The sequence below is a fragment of the Vibrio sp. R78045 genome, from assembly GCF_042466085.1.
Classification (GTDB): Bacteria; Pseudomonadota; Gammaproteobacteria; order Enterobacterales; family Vibrionaceae; genus Vibrio; species Vibrio cyclitrophicus.
The window spans coordinates 1,616,036-1,634,474 of the sequence record NZ_JAXHBS010000013.1 but is presented as its reverse complement, the minus strand read 5'-3'; the positions used below and the strand labels follow the sequence as shown (position 1 = coordinate 1,634,474).

Annotated in this window: 15 protein-coding genes; 9 read left to right on the top strand and 6 right to left on the bottom strand. The window is 43.9% G+C overall.

The window, feature by feature from the left end:
• Window positions 1-19: 19 nt before the first annotated feature.
• The 4 genes from fhuB to SJY39_RS17680 all read right to left on the bottom strand — a co-directional run bounded on the left by fhuB (window position 20) and on the right by SJY39_RS17680 (window position 6,273).
• Window positions 20-2,014 carry a Fe(3+)-hydroxamate ABC transporter permease FhuB gene (gene fhuB, locus SJY39_RS17695; protein ID WP_016799593.1) on the bottom strand — a complete coding sequence of 665 codons (1,995 nt, stop codon included), beginning with the start codon at window positions 2,012-2,014 and terminating at the stop codon, window positions 20-22.
• Complete coding sequence (locus SJY39_RS17690) at window positions 2,014-2,952, bottom strand: iron-siderophore ABC transporter substrate-binding protein (protein WP_016799594.1); 939 nt, start codon at window positions 2,950-2,952, stop codon at window positions 2,014-2,016. The genes fhuB and SJY39_RS17690 overlap by 1 nt, the downstream gene beginning before the upstream one ends.
• Before the next feature lie 82 nt (window positions 2,953-3,034).
• Window positions 3,035-5,158, bottom strand: a complete 2,124-nt coding sequence (locus SJY39_RS17685) for a TonB-dependent siderophore receptor (protein ID WP_016793428.1) — start codon at window positions 5,156-5,158, stop codon at window positions 3,035-3,037.
• 206 nt (window positions 5,159-5,364) lie between these two features.
• Window positions 5,365-6,273 (bottom strand): AraC family transcriptional regulator, encoded by a 909-nt coding sequence (locus SJY39_RS17680; protein WP_016785346.1) that lies wholly within the window; start codon window positions 6,271-6,273, stop codon window positions 5,365-5,367.
• Window positions 6,274-6,491: 218 nt separating this feature from the next.
• Between SJY39_RS17680 and SJY39_RS17675 the strand changes: the two genes are divergently transcribed.
• Window positions 6,492-7,250, top strand: a complete 759-nt coding sequence (locus SJY39_RS17675; RefSeq protein ID WP_010430396.1) for a siderophore ferric iron reductase — start codon at window positions 6,492-6,494, stop codon at window positions 7,248-7,250.
• A 79-nt stretch (window positions 7,251-7,329) separates the two neighbouring features.
• A complete protein-coding gene (locus SJY39_RS17670) occupies window positions 7,330-8,115 on the top strand; it encodes an ABC transporter ATP-binding protein (RefSeq protein WP_065101404.1) in 786 nt (261 codons plus the stop codon).
• Window positions 8,116-8,230: 115 nt separating this feature from the next.
• Here the strand turns inward: SJY39_RS17670 and SJY39_RS17665 are convergent, their stop codons facing one another.
• Window positions 8,231-9,424: a multidrug effflux MFS transporter gene (locus SJY39_RS17665; protein ID WP_010430412.1), complete on the bottom strand. Its 1,194-nt coding sequence runs from the start codon at window positions 9,422-9,424 to the stop codon at window positions 8,231-8,233.
• 299 nt (window positions 9,425-9,723) lie between these two features.
• On the opposite strand from SJY39_RS17665, the gene SJY39_RS17660 reads away from it, so the two are divergent.
• The 4 genes from SJY39_RS17660 (at window position 9,724) to SJY39_RS17645 (ending at window position 12,719) form a co-directional block, all read left to right on the top strand.
• A complete protein-coding gene (locus SJY39_RS17660) occupies window positions 9,724-10,815 on the top strand; it encodes a PQQ-dependent sugar dehydrogenase (protein ID WP_102282429.1) in 1,092 nt (363 codons plus the stop codon).
• 446 nt (window positions 10,816-11,261) lie between these two features.
• Window positions 11,262-11,471: a cold-shock protein gene (locus SJY39_RS17655; protein WP_010430417.1), complete on the top strand. Its 210-nt coding sequence runs from the start codon at window positions 11,262-11,264 to the stop codon at window positions 11,469-11,471.
• Between the two features lie 116 nt (window positions 11,472-11,587).
• Entirely contained in the window at window positions 11,588-12,127 is a 540-nt protein-coding gene (locus SJY39_RS17650) for a YaeQ family protein (protein ID WP_010430419.1), read from the top strand.
• A complete protein-coding gene (locus SJY39_RS17645) occupies window positions 12,120-12,719 on the top strand; it encodes a hypothetical protein (RefSeq protein WP_010430422.1) in 600 nt (199 codons plus the stop codon). The genes SJY39_RS17650 and SJY39_RS17645 overlap by 8 nt, the downstream gene beginning before the upstream one ends.
• 478 nt (window positions 12,720-13,197) lie before the next feature.
• Here SJY39_RS17645 and folE read toward each other — a convergent pair whose 3' ends face one another.
• Window positions 13,198-13,851, bottom strand: a complete 654-nt coding sequence (gene folE / locus SJY39_RS17640; protein WP_010430425.1) for a GTP cyclohydrolase I FolE — start codon at window positions 13,849-13,851, stop codon at window positions 13,198-13,200.
• 202 nt (window positions 13,852-14,053) lie between these two features.
• Between folE and moeA the strand changes: the two genes are divergently transcribed.
• The 3 genes from moeA (at window position 14,054) to SJY39_RS17625 (ending at window position 18,432) form a co-directional block, all read left to right on the top strand.
• Entirely contained in the window at window positions 14,054-15,289 is a 1,236-nt protein-coding gene (gene moeA / locus SJY39_RS17635) for a molybdopterin molybdotransferase MoeA (RefSeq protein WP_016795036.1), read from the top strand.
• Window positions 15,290-15,301: 12 nt separating this feature from the next.
• On the top strand, window positions 15,302-16,051 hold the full coding sequence (gene moeB, locus SJY39_RS17630) for a molybdopterin-synthase adenylyltransferase MoeB (protein WP_010430430.1): 750 nt from the start codon (window positions 15,302-15,304) through the stop codon (window positions 16,049-16,051).
• A 245-nt stretch (window positions 16,052-16,296) separates the two neighbouring features.
• Window positions 16,297-18,432, top strand: coding sequence for an LruC domain-containing protein (locus SJY39_RS17625; protein WP_010430431.1), 2,136 nt, complete (start codon window positions 16,297-16,299; stop codon window positions 18,430-18,432).
• Window positions 18,433-18,439: the final 7 nt, after the last annotated feature.

Here is an 18,439-nt window from a genome sequence, read left to right as displayed (position 1 = left end):
CTCTCAATTTTGGGAGAACCTATGTTCTTCGAGATTTCAGTAACAAGAAGATGAAATAACTGCCGCCAATAATAGAAACTAAGGTTCCTGCGGCAAGCTGCGCGGGGAACACCACCACTTGACCTAGCCAATCGGCAAATAGCATCATTGCTGCGCCAATCAAAAACGCCAAGATAATCTGCTCTCGAACCAAACGAGCCCCTACCATTGCAGCGATATGCGGAGCTAACAAGCCGACAAACGCGACAGGCCCCATGGTGGTTGTCACGACCGAACATAAGATCGCAACAATACACAACAAGACGACGTAGGCGATGTTGATATTCAACCCTCTGGCACTCGCGAACTGACGTCCAGTCGCAATTAAGGTCACCCAACGACTCAACAGTAGAGCAACACCTATGCAAGCCGTAATCACGACAGCCATTATAGTGGCAGACTCAGGTTCAACACGATAGGTAGACCCTGCTAACCAAGCTAATAAGGTGTATTTCCCCTCACCTACTCGCGTTAGAGAAAATTGCACTAAAGCTTCCAGCACCGCGGTCAAAGAAATGCCTGTAAGAATTAAAATGGATGGAGCAAACTGATGCTTCTTACCGAGGAGTAGCAATAAACAGAGTGCAATCGCACTGCCTAAAAACGCAACCCACGGGCTTAGTGAGTGAATCGAGTATCCCATAAACAGACTACTGAAAATCAGCGCTAACACCGCACCTGCCGATACGCCAAGAATGTCTGGGCTTGCAAGTGGGTTATAAACCAACCTTTGTAAAATCACACCAGCCACTGCCAAACCGCCACCAGCGAATATCGCCGTTAACATTCTCGGCCAACGAATCGACCATTCAAATACATCGGGGATAACGAAGTAGCCCATATCTGAAGAAGGCTGAGACAATGTACTCAACGCCAGCAACCCGAGGATCATCGAGCCCAACAAGAAGTAAGCCAAAGATGAAATAGACTTCGGCCCTTTAGGCATCGAGAAAAATAGCTGATCTTGAGCAGACATTTGCTTGCGAGCAATAATGATCAACGCTGGAGCACCAATCACCGCGGTTGCCGTCCCTGTTGGAATCATATCTAAAGACCATTGCGCCAAGAATATCGCCAAGCTGTCGGTGACACAGAGTAATAGCGCACCTAATACACAGCTGGCGACGAGTTCAGATTTGGCCTTTAGAAAACCTAAATGCCTAGCAATGTTTGGAGCTATCAAGCCGATAAAGCTGATCACGCCTACCGAGGTAATCGATACTGAAGCCAACCAAACGCCAACCGCCATCAATACAAAGAATGTTGCGCCAATATTGAGCCCGCGCGCTGCTGCCCCTTCAGTCCCGATCGAAAGCAAAGTCAGGATTCTTGGCGCCAACAAGAAGATGGCGAAGATCGGCAGCAACTTAGGCATCAGCCAAATTATTTGTTCCCAACCGTTCTGTCCTAGATCGCCCGCCCCCCATACAAACAGATTTTGAGCGTACTGGTCGTTAAGCAGAATAATCGCCGTTGCAAATGCCCCTAGCAATAAGTTGATCGCCATGCCCGCCAATACAATTGGCAAGCCGCTCATATTTTTGATTCCGACAATCGAAACAATCAGCCCCATAGCAAGCAATGCCCCGACTAGCGCAAACCAAACCGAATATTGAGCAACTAACATTGGCGCCACCACATTCAGAATAACCAAACCAAGCCATGCACCTGATGATGTACCTAAAGTTAACGGCGACATCATGCGATTCTGAGTCAGCTGCTGGAACAAACTACCTATGGTGCCAAGTGTTCCACCAACCAAGATCGCCATCACCAAGCGAGGTAAATTGACATAGGTTAACGCCATCAGCTCGAATGAATCATCGACCATTACGTTGAATGTTGCGATATCACTGATCTGTGAGGCTTGCTGAAGCAACTCACCAATAGGGCCAAATTCCGACTGCCCTAACCACAAATGAATAAGGGCAGCACAAAGCAGCGCAGCCCCCATCATAAAACCACTGGATTTCATTACTGCTCCGCTAGCGTCAACAACGAGTGCGCCATGGCTTCTGTGTTATACAAAATCGACATTGCACCGCCGTAACTCCAACTTGCGGCTACTGGACTAAATTGACCATTACGAACAAAGGGCATGCTCTTCCAAACCGGAGAACGGTCTAGCTTGTCTTGATATGGGAAAGGTTCAAAGTAAAGCGCAATCCCCTTCTTCACGTTCTTAAGCTCGGTCATACGCTTTTGACTGATACCCCACTGACTTGCAGGAAGATCCATCGCATTGTCAAAGCCAAGCTGCTCAAGTGCATATTGTGGAATAGAGTTATCACCGTAAATGTATACAGAAGTCGTGCTCGCAAAACGGAAAGAAGTGACTTTCGGTTTATCGCCCGGATACGCTTTGTCTAACTCAGCTTTTAAAACCGCGATACGCTCATCCATTACGGCCAGCTTTTGGTTCGCTTGTTCTTCTTTACCAAGCAACTGTCCGATCTTCTTGAAGTTCTCGATAGCCGCCGCTGCATTGCTGTGCTGGTCACTGTATGTTTGGTAGTAAAGCACGGGCGCAATTTCAGAAAGTCGTTGCTGAAGATCTTTCTGAGGCGAAGCGATAAGAATCACATCAGGGTTTAGCTTCTTCAAAGCAGAAAAATTGGGCTCAGTTCGAGTACCAATGTCCGCTACGCCTTCTGGAATCGCAGGTTGAACAACCCAATCGGTATAACCTGCAATATCAGGTACTGCTACTGGTATTACACCGAGCTCAATCACTTGTTCAGCTATGTCCCAGTTCAGCGCCGCAACTCTAACAGGCTGAGCTTCAAGGGTTTTAACACCCTCACTGTCTTCAACTTGAAAGTTGGCCATCGCTTGAGCTGATAACAACAAGCTCAATGAGACAATGAACAAACTCACTTTAGGGACACGAGAAGTAAAATAGTTGGCTTTCATATAATCACTGTCACTTTTTAATTGTTTATTTAACGACAAAAGCAGCCCACACAGGCTGCTTAGATTTATGTATTCAAATAAATTAGAACTCGTAGTTCACGCTGAGTTCTACAGACTGCTCAGCACCGAACCAGCAGTTCGATTGATCGTAACAGGCATAGTATTCTTCATTGAAGATATTATTTACGGCTAAGTTAGCAGTAGCGCCTGATAAAGTATCACTCGCTGCACCTAAGTCATAACCTACAGACAGGTCAACCACTGTGTACGCAGGTACTTTACCTTGAGTATTACTCGCATCCATTTGCATTTCGCCAACATAACGAGCACCAGCACTGAATCGGGAGCCCGCTAGCATGCCGTTAAATACGTTGTAGTTAGCCCACAAGTTCGCAGTATGTTCAGGTACATAGATTGGCGTAGTGCCCTCTAGGCCATTACTCGTGTCTTCTGTTATTTCCATATCGACGTAAGTGTAAGCTGCCGCAATATCAAAGTTCTCAGTAGCAAACCAACGGCCTGATAGTTCAGCACCTTGCGATACCACTTCACCCACTTGAATTCTTGGTCCATAGACGTTTGTCGGATCTGTCATCAACATATCTTGCTTAACAATATGGAATAAAGAAACCGTCGCTTCTTTCGACATATCATCAGACAGGTATTTCACACCAATCTCAGCTTGCTGCGCCATTTCAGGATCAAATTCGTTGCCACTCTTATCAACACCCGGAGCTGGCTCGAAACTGGTCGCGTAACTCGCAAATGGAGATAGACCATTATTAAGTTCGTATAAACCACCTACACGATAAGTAAATTGCTTGTGATCAGATTCATGTGCATAGTAATCGCTTTCTGACTTGTAGTGATCAAAACGAGCACCTGCAATTAGGACAAGAGCATCTAAACGAACTTGGTCTTGAAGGTATAAGCCAAGTTGGCTTGATGTGGTGTCATCAAGATACTCACCCGTTTTTGTTACATCGCTACGATCGAGGAGATCATTGTTAGGGTTCAACGGGTCGAAGCTATTGAAACCACTTCCGTTAGCGCTATAAGACGAGTAATTTACGTCTCCATCCATATTTTGATAATCGATACCAACTAACACATTGTGTTCTATTGAACCAGCTTTGATAAGACCACTCAGTTGGTTATCAATGACAAAGCCTTTAAAGCTTTCATCTGTAGAATACAAGTATCGACTAAGTTGATTCGGCGTATTTGAATCGTAGCTCACATGGTAAGTGTTCTCTTGGTAAAGAGATGCATCGGTATAACGAGCATTCTGTAAGAATGTCCAATTATTATTGAAGTCGTGGTTAATCTTATAACCAACCATCAACACTTCACGTTCAAATTTACTCCAGCTCTTATCACCCATAGAAACAGATGGGTCGCTTGCTTTCAGAACATCTAATGGCATTGAAGAGTTGATGCCCATTGAAGGATCGTTTTGGTAATAAAGGTTGAAGTTGATTAATGTGCTGTCTGTTGCTTGCCAGTCTACAGAAGGGGCAATTAAATAACGTTCTTCTTCAGCGTTATCAACTTGGCTATCTTGTTTGCGAGCAAGTGCGATCAAACGGTAAGAGAAATCACTGTCACCAAACTGGCCAGTGGTATCAATCGAAGCTTCTTGTAGGTTTCGCGAACCTGTCGCGACACCAACCTTCGTTGATTTTTCAGTTTGCGGAGCCTTAGCGATCATGTTCACCATGCCGCCCGGTGGCATCGCTCCATAAAGTACAGAAGTCGGTCCTTTAAAAATCTCAACTTGTTGCATTGCGATAGGATCAATCTGCGGCTGTAAATTCCAGCCATTCAATTGTTGAAGTGATAAACCATCGTAATAGTTAACGTTATTGGTTTTAAAACCGCGTATAGAGTAAGAATCGAACATGGCTACAGAGCCACCTCGGTTTTCAGTTACAACACCCGGTGCATAACGAAGGGCTTGGTTCAAAGATTGAACACCTCGTTGCTCTAACTGTGCTTCATCAATAACCGTAATACCTTGAGGCGTTTCTTCTGGTTCAAGTGCCGATTTGGTTGCGGTATTACGATACGCTTTGCCCATAATAGTGACAGTTTCTATATTCGAATCTGCTGCTGTAATAGTATCTTCCGCCAACGCTTGCGTTGAAAACGCCGTCAGCAACGCAACTGCCAATGATGAATACTTAAAACGAGTGTGAGTGGTCATAATTCCCTCGGTACCAATGCTTAATATAAATAATAATAAATCTCATTTGCATTGTATGTATCTATGAATGGGATAATTAACAATTTGGTGCAAATTCCAAAAGAACTTGACTTATTTTGACTAAAAAGCAGCCAATTGATGATTAAAACGGCAATTAGCTGTAATGAGAGGGAGGGCTTTATAGAAAGAAATTTGAATAGATATGACTACGATTTTATAATAGGAACCCAATATTCCATTTCGGCATCAGCGGCGTGCGCTTGATAGCTAAATGGGTATACTTCGAGTTCGTAACCATCCACACCGCGATAACCAGAGTTCGGCAGCCAATTAAGAACAAACCAACTTAAGGTATGTCGCAGGTTTTCTATAGGACCACAATGTTTGACCACGGCGTAGGTTTGCTTAGGGATAGTTAACACCTCTAATTTATCAGAGATAATGCTCGGTAATTGAGGGATTGATATTCCATCGTGTAACTCAACGCCAGCCCAATAATGAATATTCGTGCCATCAAAGCAAGACTGAGTTAGGTCGACGACACCAACAAGCTGAAGCACATTATCGTTTGGAATCGTAACTTCATGCTCTAAACGAGACCAAAGTTGTGGAACTTTTTGTGCGAAGTCTTGTGTCAGTGAAAATAAACCGCTGATTTCTGATGTCATACCCTTAACAAGAAATGACTCTCTCTCATCAATACGAACTTTCACAAAACTGAGAGCACCATGATCAGCAGCGCTTTTAGTTTCAGAAACCTGAATCGGCTTTCTAAGCCCAACTCTTTTGCCTGCTTTTCTATATTGGCTCGGGCTAACCCCAAACATCTGCTTAAACGAACGACTAAAACTAATTTCTGAGTTGAATCCAAGACCAAGTGCAACATCTATCACACGTTCTTTTCCATCAAGTAGCTCTTCCGCAGCTTGGCTCAGCTTAAGCTCCCTTACATAATTGGCTACGGTGAGCCCAGTTTCGGCTTGAAACACCCTTTGTAACTGCCAACGAGACCAACAACTTTGCTTAGCAATATCTTCTAGAGATAACGCAGAACTAAGGTTCGTATGGATATATGCCAGAACGCGACTGATGCGATCAAATGCTGGTGTGTTCATATTCAAGCTTTCATCTTCTCTTTAGTTGGCAGTGGCAAACAGGGTTCACCCGTACTTTTATCATTTAACAAGGTCTTTATCACTTAAAACAAGCAGTCCATGTACTGTTTATAAGTATCAAAAACGACCAACGTTCGAAGTAGATGCTCCAATTTGTGTGGTTCTCCTCGATTATGTTCGCTATGATAACGCAACTGATTCTCATTTAATGGTTTAAAATGCTTTCCCAACTACACAATATTGTCACTCGTAGGAGAGCCCCTTCTCTGCACCAAAAAATCTTCGCTTATTCAAAACAGGTAACCCCTTACCTAAGCGGTAGTTATGGTTCTCTGAGCAGTAAAAGCATCGCAATAACGAATGTCCAGAGTCATATAGAGATCAAACGCGTTTATGATGGCATTGCACAGAGTCACCCTGAAGCAGGCAAAGCCTATTGGTTAACTCGAACTTGGGATCTCGTTTGTTGGCAACCGATTTATGTGACTTTCATTTCTATTTATGGGCTTCGTTCGTTGCCTGATATTAAGAATATTGGCCAGTTTAGGTACAAAGAATTTGTCACAGGTTATCGCTTCTTTAACGGTGATCATCAACACGGTACACCGGAAGAATTGATCCCACATGCCGGCAAAGCCATTCTTGATCTTACTGAGTTTTATCGTAGCCAAATAAGTGAATGGACTCGTATTCGACCAGGGTTTACCAATCACTTACTGGCTGATTTGTTGTTAGCCAGTTTGATAAAACTACAACAACATGAACCGAGCCTGACTAACGACTACATCACATCGCAAGCTAAGCTTTGGTTAGACGCATGCCAATTACCTGACAGCCACTTAGACAGCCTTAAGATTGATTCAGGTTCAGGTATGCTTAAACTGATCAGAATCAGTTGCTGCCTCGTCTATAAGTGTGACTCGGGGAAATATTGTGACGACTGTCCTAGGCACCCTGACAACAGAAAAACCGCTTAGCAATACCCATTATTCTAAAAGACCAATATAGAGAGCCGCTTTCATTAGGCACTGTCATTGGTCTTGATACAGGACCGATATGTTTCAGCTTTCAAATATCAACATCGTTCGAGACAACCGAACTATCCTATCTGTTGAAGACCTTATTATTCCGACCGATGAACTCACCGTCGTTCTGGGTCACAACGGTTCAGGGAAATCAACGCTAGTTAATTTGCTATCCGGACAAATAGCTCCAGATTACGGCACAGTTCAATTAGAAGGCGCTTCCCTGTCCTCGTTAAAAAGCAAAGACTTAGCCAAGAAAATTGCCTATCTGCCTCAAAAATTGCCCGCTTCTGCAGGTTTAACGGTGGAAGAGTTGGTTCGTTTAGGTCGCTTCCCATGGAGAGGAGCATTAGGCCGTTGGAACTCTGAAGATAAATCTATTATCCAACGAGCAATGGAAAGAACTGGCGTTGCTGAATTCTCACAGTCACTTGCGGATGATTTATCTGGCGGCGAACGTCAACGAGCGTGGGTCTCGATGTTACTGGCTCAGCAATCGCCTGTACTCATCCTTGATGAACCAACTTCTGCATTGGATGTTCACCATCAGTTTCAGTTAATGGGTTTGCTTTCTGAACTCAACAAAAAGGAAAACGTTGGGGTGATCGTCATTTTGCATGATTTGAACCTTGCACTGCGTTACGCTACACATATTGTCGCTCTAAAAAAAGGACAGATAGCATTTGAAGGCAGCGCCGATAAGTTGCTCGATGAACAAGCATTGTCTGCACTGTATGAATCACCTATCCGATTGATCGATCATCCAGTTCCAGCTAAGACAGCCGCGAGTGAAAAAGTGGCGGTAGTCTGCGAATAGTTCACGCTTTCAAGCGCTTTAAACCAACTACTAGCCCCATCCCCCCCCCCACCACAAAAAAAACAAAGGCCACTGAATCTCAGAACTTCAATGGCCTTCTTGGAATTTTTACTCGCTAGTTAAGCTGAGACTCTCTCGCTTCTTGGCTACTAAAACCACGCAAAATATTAATCAGAGTAACCAGCGTGAACACAATGATCACGAGCGATAGGTGCCATGCTTCCCCGAGTCCTAATTGGACTAGCCCCATACTCACCATTGAAGATACGACCATTTGCCCACCGCCCGACATCGCAGCCGCCGCGCCTGCGTTCTTTTTATATGGCAACATCACCAAAGCTTGAGCACAAGGTAACGCGATACCATTACCAAGTATCATCAAGAACTGACCAATCATTAAGTACAGTGGTTCAAGTGGACAGAAGAAAAGCCACAAGGCCGCACAGATATGCAATATAGGTGTGCATAACAGTGTTTTCTTATTACCTAGTATCGGACGAATACGATTACAAAGACTTGTTCCGCCAAGCATGCCTAATGCAGGAATCACCGCCCACATCGCGTATTCGTCGGATGTCATACCGATCTGGTTTTGCATGATAAACGGCATCACTGACACAGTAGTGATCATCAAGCTAAAGTTGAGCCAACCTATACTCGCAAAGCTCATAAAATAACGAGAGGTGAGTAATTCCTTGTATTGTGCAATCATTTTCTTTGGTGAAGGAATCGCCGAGAATTGAGTGACCGTTTCTTTAAATTTGAACGCCAACACGACCCAAGCAAAAGATACGTATCCAAGTAACGAGATAAACACCATGCTCCAACCAAAGTGGAAGTTGATAAACCCACCAATAACGGGCGCGATCAGAGGTGTAATAGATGCAACCATTGCGATATAGGACATTGCCAGCGGCAAATCAGAACCACTAAAACGATCTCGTGTTGAGGCACGAGCCAGTACCGCACAGCAACCCGTACCTAAACCTTGTAAGAACCTTCCCATTACTATGTTGGTGAACGAATGACTGAAGAATATAATCATCAACAAGCCAAGCATTGCGATTAATAAGCCGCTTAGCAGTACTTTTTTACGTCCCAGAGCATCAGAAATAGGGCCATAAATAAATTGAGAAGGGCCAAAACCTAACAAATACACACTCACCAAAAGCTGAGCTTGCTCTAGTGACACATCGAAGTCTTTGGCAATCCAAGGTAAAGAAGGAAACACCAACCCCATACTGAGTTGGCCAATGCTGATGACCAAACACGCGAGTAAGATCGATTTAAAATCAAATCGACGACTCATGATGTAAAGTATCCAAAAGAACAGCTGTTTTGAGATCGGGTGGTTTGAGAATAGATAGCTTGGCTTTCTACCTGACAACTTAAAAACAGAAAAAATAGCGAAGATGTTGCAGGGGTAATATTCATTATGCTCCGAAAGAATCGAATAGAAGGTGGCAGAATAAACATACGCCAGCTTGTTTGTTCATACAATATTAGTTGAGAGAAATATGTGAATAGTCACTTTTCACTCACCCTAACTTTCCAACTATTAGACACAAGCGCTAGACTAACAAAAAGAATGATCATCAAGGGACTTCAATGAACGTTTATCATCGCTTTATTTCCTGTGCTTTAGCACTCGTTGCATCAGGTCCAATAGCTTCACCAAAGTCTTATGCATGGCAAGCTGAGAAGATCACCGATGGCCTCGTTATTCCGTGGGGGCTGGCTTATATCAACGGTGACTCAATGCTACTCACTGAAAAAGAAGGCGTCATTAAGCACGTTGATTTAAAGACAGGTGAGCAAGAGACTTTATTCAGACTACCAAATGTGTGGGCTAAGGGCCAAGGCGGTGCATTAGATATCGCTCTATCCCCTTTTGAACAAGATAAGTTGTACATAACATACAGCAAAAACGTTGATGACGAAGGTGTAACGGCACTCGCCTCTGCTAATTACAGCAACAGTAAAATCTCAAATTGGAAAGACGTGTTTGTATCAAAATCCAGAACGGACACTAGGCGTCACTTTGGTAGCCGAATCACCTTTGATGAGACTCACCTTTACTTTTCAATAGGTGATCGGGGCGACCGAGATAATGGCCAAAACACAATGACTCACGCTGGTTCGATCTTACGATTGAATCCAGATGGAAGCGTGCCAAGTGATAACCCATTCATTGATAATAATAAGGTTCTGAACGAAATTTGGAGTTTTGGTCATCGTAACCCACAAGGCTTGTTTTACGATTTCCCTACTAAAAAACTCTGGTCGATTGAACACGGCCCGCGAGGTGGTGATGAAATCAACCTAATAAAAGCAGGCGCAAACTATGGATGGCCAGTCACATCACACGGCAAAGAGTATTGGGGGCCGATTAGCGTTGGCGAATCTGAAACCAAAGCTGGCATTGAGCCTCCTATAAAGGTTTATGTACCTTCAATAGCACCAGGCAGTCTAATGGTTTATCGGGACGATAAGTTTCCAGAACTCAAAGGTAAGCTGTTAGCCGGCGCACTTAAACTCACCCACATTAATGTCGTTACTTTGAACGAGCAAGGTGAAGTAATCGAGGAAGAACGCATTCTAGAAAACTTAGGGGAAAGAATTAGAGACATAGAAATCTCACCCGCCGGGGACATATTTTTCAGCACCGATAATGGGAACCTGTATCGCTTAAAGGAATAAAGTGACAATCGCTCAACTACAGTTGTTCAATCGCAAAAATATTTATAAATACAAGCTGCTAAACGGATCTAAAACCTCATTTTCGGCTTTTTATGAGCCGTAATTTAATTTATGAAATTGGTGCAATTACCCTAGGTTTGTCATCAATTTCATCCACCTTTTTCACAAAAACGACAACAAATCGCCATACAACTGTAACTCCATGATATTTAAGGAATGCAAAGTTTGACTACCCCCAAATTTCTGCAACCTTTCACTATGTATTCGATTGACTATCCCTTGATTTGATTTAGACTTCATCTCGGCTAGAAAGAAAGTTCTTTGTATATAAACATTTCGTTGGATTACTAGTAACCCCGTTGTGTTGTACGCAATAGCAATAAACTTTTCCACGCTATCAGTGCCACAATTGGCTCACTATAAAAATTAAATTTTAGGATATAATCATGTCTAACACAGTTACTGGTACAGTAAAATGGTTCAACGAAACTAAAGGCTTCGGCTTCATTCAACAAGAAAACGGTCCAGACGTATTCGCACACTTCTCTGCGATCACTGGCGACGGTTTCAAAACTCTTGCTGAAGGCCAAAAAGTTGAGTTCGTAGTATCTCAAGGTCAAAAAGGCCCACAAGCTGACAGCATCAAAGTACTTTAATTTAGTATTTTAAAGCTTTCTAAAAATAGCCAGCCTCTGCTGGCTATTTTTTTACCCGCTATTCAGAGATTTAAGGTAATATTCCCCCTCACTATTTCTATCTAAGACACCCCTCAATGGCTCTTAAACCGACAATCTATAAGTTTCGACTCTCTCTAACTGATATGAATCGCGACTATTACGACTCTTTCAATCTAACGATTGCACAACATCCGTCTGAAACAGAACAGCGTATGATGGCTCGTATCATTGCATTTTGTATCAATGCATCTCCTGAACTTGAATTCACTAAAGGGTTGTCTAGCATTGAAGAACCTGATTTATGGCAGAAATCATTAGATGATCAAATCCTAGATTGGATTGATGTTGGCGAGCCGGATCCAGAGCGTGTTAAAAAAGCGACTCGCTTATCTAAGTCAGTGCGTGTATTCAGCTTCAACACTAAGTCGAACGTTTGGTGGGAGCAAAACAAAGGTAAATTCGGTTACCTGAAAGCTCAAATTGTACGTTTAGACAACGATGGTATTGAGCAGCTAGCAGCAATGACACAACGTACAATGGATCTTTCAGTGATGCTGTCAGGTAACTCTGCGTTTGTGAATAGCGACACGCAATCTGCGGAGATAACATGGGAAGAGCTACAGAGTAATGACTGAGCTACCAACTAACAGTCAGCAGAAACTTGAAGCAAACCAGCAAGCCAAAACCAAACTTCACGTTTGTTTAAAAGAAGCCGGTTTAGACTCAGTAACCGCGATTGCGACAGGTTTTGAGAAAGAGCTAACGTCTTTTATCGACGAAAACCATGCTCTGTTTAAACATGCTTGTGAGAATAAGCCCGATAACTCTGCACGCCAGACTCTGCTTGGACTGCTAACAAAAGTACATATCGATGTCAGCTATCGCTTCGAAAGCAATAAAGAAGCCAGTGAGGCGATGCAAAATGTATTCGATAATACCGTTGGCAATACGCACAGTGACAAGTTTCAACACTCTAACGCGCAACAGTTAACGTTAATCACTCATTTATGGCTCTTCATTCAAGGGCGACTCGGTATGGATTACAGCCTAGCTAATGATCATGCTGAAGTAACCGCAAGATTACTGTCTCGCTTATTGAGAAGCAGTGATGATGAGATTCGCGTAGAGTTCATGGGTAGCTTTTATGATGGGTTAAACATCTATCAAGCCGAGAACAAGCCATCTGGTTTTATTCACCACTTTAAGCGTTTGTTTAATCTTTCTTAAGTATTCCACCAGCTGCTGTACCCCAATTTGCGCTTTATAGATTCTGTAGAGCGCATCTAATTTCCGTTCCAATCCACCTCTCGAAAATGCAGATTCCCTATTACGCTCGTTCCTCACTTTAGGGAATGACGAAAGTGACTAAGTCGCTCATTCTGCAAGATCAGCAGCGTTTGCTTCTAAAAGGCTGGCGTAGAATACACACTGAACCCTCACTCTCGTATTTTACCTCACACGCCGCCATCCTCGAGAAGGAGGAACGACTGAGTCGGGTTCTCGTATCAAGTCAGAAAGCACACAGATAAACAGACTCCCTACTCCGCTCATTCTTCACTCTAGGGAATGACGAAATTCGCAGTTATTGTAGTCAACTTAATTACAAGTACAAAAAAGCCTCGCAGAAAGCGAGGCTTAGAATATTTATTTTTAACGAACATCAATTTACAGAGGCTAAATCGCGTTCATCAAATAACGAAACGTATTAACGCAGACCGTGTAAGAACTCGTGGCGCGTTGCTGGGTTTGATCTGAAAATACCGCCCAGAGCTGTCGTTGTCGTTTCGCTAGTTGCGTCCATCACACCGCGTGATTTCACACAGTAGTGAACAGCATCCATAGTTACAGCAACATCATCCGTTTCTAGTAGCGTTTGTAATGCAACAAGAATTTGCTGCGTCATGCGTTCTTGAACTTGAGGACGTTGAGCAAAGAAACGAACGATACGATTGATCTTCGAAAGACCAATAATCTTGCCTTGAGGGATATAAGCTACGGCCGTTTTACCATCAATAGTCACTAAATGGTGCTCACAGGTACTGGTCACGGTAATGTCTTTTACACGAACCATTTCGCGAACACCCATCTTGTTTTCAATTACGGTGATTTTAGGAAAATTGGCGTAATCCAAACCAGAGAAAATCTCATCCACATACATTTTAGCAATACGCTGTGGTGTTTCTTCCAGACTGTCGTCCGCAAGATCAAGTTCAAGGAGAGTGAGAATCTCACGCATATGATGTTCGATTCGTTCCTTTTTCTCTTCTCGGCTCACCTGGTTAGGACGCATTGGTGTCTCTAATCCACGGCTTGCTAGCGCATCTTTAACCAACTTCGCTGATTCGCTAAGACCTGGCATTGAACTTCCTCTTCTATTACCCCTTTTGGATGGCAAACAAGGATACTCGGAATTTTGAAGAAATACACCCATATTTTAAGGGAGGTCATTATTTACGGGGCTTAAACTATGCTAAAGTGACTTCAATTTCGTCGGCGAGTTTTAATAAGCTCAGAAAGGCCGAGCACCTAAATCAAAATAATAACGATCAAGGATTTCAATTATGGGCTGTTGCGACGCTCCGGGCTTAATGCCAATTGAAGAAGCACTAGATAAGCTGCTATCACCAATCAAACCAATCCAAACGACTTTATCTCTGCCTCTTGCTGAAGCATTAGGTTATGTCCTTGCTGAAGATATTCTTTCCCCTATTTTCGTACCTCCTTTTGATAACTCAGCAATGGACGGCTATGCACTGCGCTTAGCAAACCTAGAGAACGGTAATGTACTACCATTAGCAGGCAAATCTTTTGCAGGCCAACCGTTCGAAGGTGAATGGCCAAGCAATACCTGTATTCGCATTATGACTGGCGCAAAGATCCCTGAAGGTTGTGACGCCGTCATCATGCAAGAAAATACGGCCGAAACTGAGGCTGGTATTGAGATTCAACAAGACAACATAAAGCTGAACAATAACATTCGCCCTACTGGTGACGACATCAAACAAGGCGATATCGTTCTTAGTCGCGGTGAGCGTTTAACACCTCGTGACATTCCAATGATTGCTTCATTGGGTGTGAGCCACGTGACAGTGTTACATAAGCCTAAAGTCGCTTTCTTCTCTACTGGCGATGAACTAAAACCATTAGGCCAACCGCTTGAAGACGGTCAGATCTACGACAGTAACCGTTACGGTATTAAACCATTAATCGAAGCCTTTGGTTGTGAAGCTATCGACTTGGGTATCATCCCAGATTGCCCTGCAACGCTTAAAGAAACGTTCGAGAACGCACAGCAAATAGCAGACGTGGTCGTGACTTCTGGTGGCGTGAGTGTTGGTGAGGCGGATTACACCAAAGATATTTTGGAAGAGCTTGGCCAAATCGGCTTCTGGAAACTGGCAATCAAACCGGGCAAACCGTTCGCATTCGGCGAATTGGATAACGCGTGGTTCTGTGGCCTACCGGGTAACCCTGTATCAGCGATGATGACCATGTATGTTTTAGTTCAGCCAATGTTGGCTAAACTTGCAGGTCACACAGCATGGACAGCACCAGAATCGATTCCTGCTATTACTAAGTCTGCATTCAAAAAAGGTCCAGGCCGTACTGATTACCAACGTGGCATCTACTCGATTGAAAACGGTCAGTTTGTGGTAGAAACAACTGGCAACCAAAGCTCTGGTGCTTTCCGCTCGATGAGCTTGGCAAACTGCTTTGTGGTACTAGAACGTGAACGTGGCCGTGTTGAAGTAGGCGAAACGGTTCAGATCCAACTGTTTAACTCGACGCTTTACTAACGAGGCTTGCTGATGGAAATACTGTCCGATGCTGAGATGCTTCGCTACAACCGTCAAATCATTCTTAAACAGTTTGATTTTGAAGGCCAAGAAGCGCTGAAACAGAGCTCAATCTTGGTGCTGGGTGCCGGCGGTTTGGGTTGTGCCTCTGCTCAATACCTGGCGACTGCCGGTATTGGTAAGCTCACGCTGATCGACGATGATGTTGTTGAGCTTTCAAACCTGCAGCGACAGGTGCTTCACACCGATGCTGACATTGGTAAGAAGAAGGTCGACTCAGCCGCAGAATCATTGCAGATGTTAAACCCACACCTAAAAGTTGAGACCGTCGATCATAGACTTGATGACCAAGCGCTTGGAAAGTTGGTTGAAGCACACTCGCTTGTTCTTGACGCCAGCGACAACGTAGAAACGCGCAATCAATTGAACCGTTTATGTTACGCATCAAAAACACCACTTGTTTCTGGTGCTGCAATTCGTATGGAAGGTCAGATTAGCGTATTCACTTATCAAGATGACAACGCACCCTGCTACCAGTGTTTGAGCGCTCTATTCGGCAATGCTGCTCTAAGCTGTGTTGAAGCCGGCGTTATGGCGCCTGTTGTCGGTATGGTGGGCGCAGCTCAAGCTTTAGAAGCGATCAAGGTGATTGCAAAATTCGGGCAACCAAAACAAGGCAAACTCTTGATTCTCGATGCCATGTCACACAGCTGGCGTGAGATGAATTTAATGAAAATGCCTAATTGTTTGGTGTGTGGGTAGACTAACTCATATCCACTCTTATCGAAAACCTAAGCCTTGACTAAAAATCAGGGCTTTTTTGTAACTCAAAATAGGAATCCTAGATTGCCCTGTCAATTTGAAATAGCACATGAGATTTAGGTTTCATTTGAATTCTCATTTTGAGAAACCAAAAACAATAGAAATAAAGTAACATAAAATCAGCAAGTTAAAAATGGCATATAACTTGATTAAGTATCTATAACTTCCATCACAAGGATGTAGATATGAGAACTACAACGTTAAGTTTGCTATTGAGTGCACCCCTATTCGCCAACGCCGCACCATTCGACACTTGCCCGAGTCAGGCTTACCTCTTTCAGTCTAAACCCGTCGAGGTTTGGGGTGTAAACCTAGTGACAGGTTCAACCACCCTGTTAGAAGACGACACGGGTATGAATGCCAACATCAACGGCGTCGGTTTCGATTTCGAAGACAGATATATTTATGGTTATGACACCACCAACAAACGCTTGGTGCGTCTTGGCAAAGACTTCCAAGCAGAAATTATCAATACCAGTGGCTTACCAACCGATCACACCTTTTATGTAGGTGACGTATATGGCCACGTTTACTACTTATACCGCACGGGCAAAGGGCTATTCACCGTTGACCTATCTCCTTTAGATGCTGATCCAAATGCGACCGTCACTGTAAATAAGATTGCAAACAGCCCCGCAACTGTAAAACTCACCGATTTTGCTTTTCACCCAAGTGATGGCTCTTTATATGGTATAGATAATGACTCCGGAGGCTTATACAGCTTCAATCCTAAAACTGGTACCGAAACCTACATCGGTGACACAGGAGAAACAGGAACATTCGGAGCTGGCTATTTCGATGTAAACGGCTACTACTATGTGTCACGAAACCAAGACGGTAAGATCTACCGCATCAACTTATCACCAGAAAACGCTGCCAACATAGCCGCTGGGATTGTTCCTGCGGTTGAGTTTGTATCGAATGGTCCAGCGTCTGGACAGAACGATGGTGCTCGTTGTGCAAATGCCCCAGTTGTAGATGAAGATTCCAGCATCGATTTCGGCGATGCGCCAGACAGCTACCTAACTCTACTCGCAAGTAACGGCCCAAGACATGAGCTTGATGGCAACACATGGTTAGGAACAACACCTCCAGATGCTGATTTGGATGGTTATGTCACACCACAATCTGATGAAAGTGTCGGCATTGATGACGAGTGGGCAAACGGTGGTATCGGTTTTGTTACCGCACTTGAAGCCGGACTCGATTCAAAAGTGGTGATTGAAGCTTCAACAACCGGTTATCTTTCAGCTTGGATTGACTGGAACCAAGATGGCAGTTTTGATGGCGCTAATGAGCAAGTATTTACCGATTACCAACTGGATGCAGGTGAGAACGACTTGTTCCTTAACGTCGACATCAACGCACTTACTGGTACTACTTGGGCTCGCTTTAGATTCAGCCAACAAACCAATCTAAGCTACTTTGGTGGTTCTACATCCGGTGAGGTCGTTGATATTCAAGTGGATGTGCTTAACGACGGAGCCACAGCCCGCTACTTCCCTAGTGCTTCTGGCTACGCCACTCTGGCCTATGAAGATAACTGGCCTTATAAAGCTGATTACGACATGAATGATGCTGTAATTATGTACCGCATTACAGAGATACTTAAAGACGGAAAAGTAGTGAAATCCACCATCGACGGACGTCTAGCAGCCGTAGGTGCTTCATATAGAAATGGATTCGCCGTTCGACTTCCGAATCTAGATCCGAGCTTAGTGAGCAGCGGAAGCTCTTACATGAAGCACAATGGCATCTTTACGGACCTAGATATGGAAGTAGGACGCAGTGAAGCTATATTTATTGCGGCTGAGGACTTAACTTCAAAAACAGATACGTCGTGTAATTTCTACCGAACCAGTAACTCGTGTAAAGACAGCGAACAATTCTCGTTCCAAATCGGTATTACCTTAGCTGGTGACGGTGTGAGTACTGACAATTGGACAGACATGCCTTACGACCCGTTCATCTTTGCAACACCAGGTTACTATCACGGCGAAAATCTACCTCTGCATCCAGGACGCAGCTGGGAAGTTCACCTACCAGACCAAGCTCCAACCGAGGCATTTGATACCACGAATCTCTTTGAGGCTGGATTAGGCGTCGATGACAGTAATCCATCAACCGGCAAATATTTCAAAACCGCAGAAAATCACCCTTGGGCGCTGATAGTAACTTCGGACGATGAATGGGAATGGCCTTTAGAGTACGTAGATATTGTTACCGCTTACCCAGAGTTCAAACAATACGCAGAATCAGGCGGAGCTACGAACCAGACATGGTATCTATCACCTACAGACAACCAACGCTACCAACCATAAGGAGAGA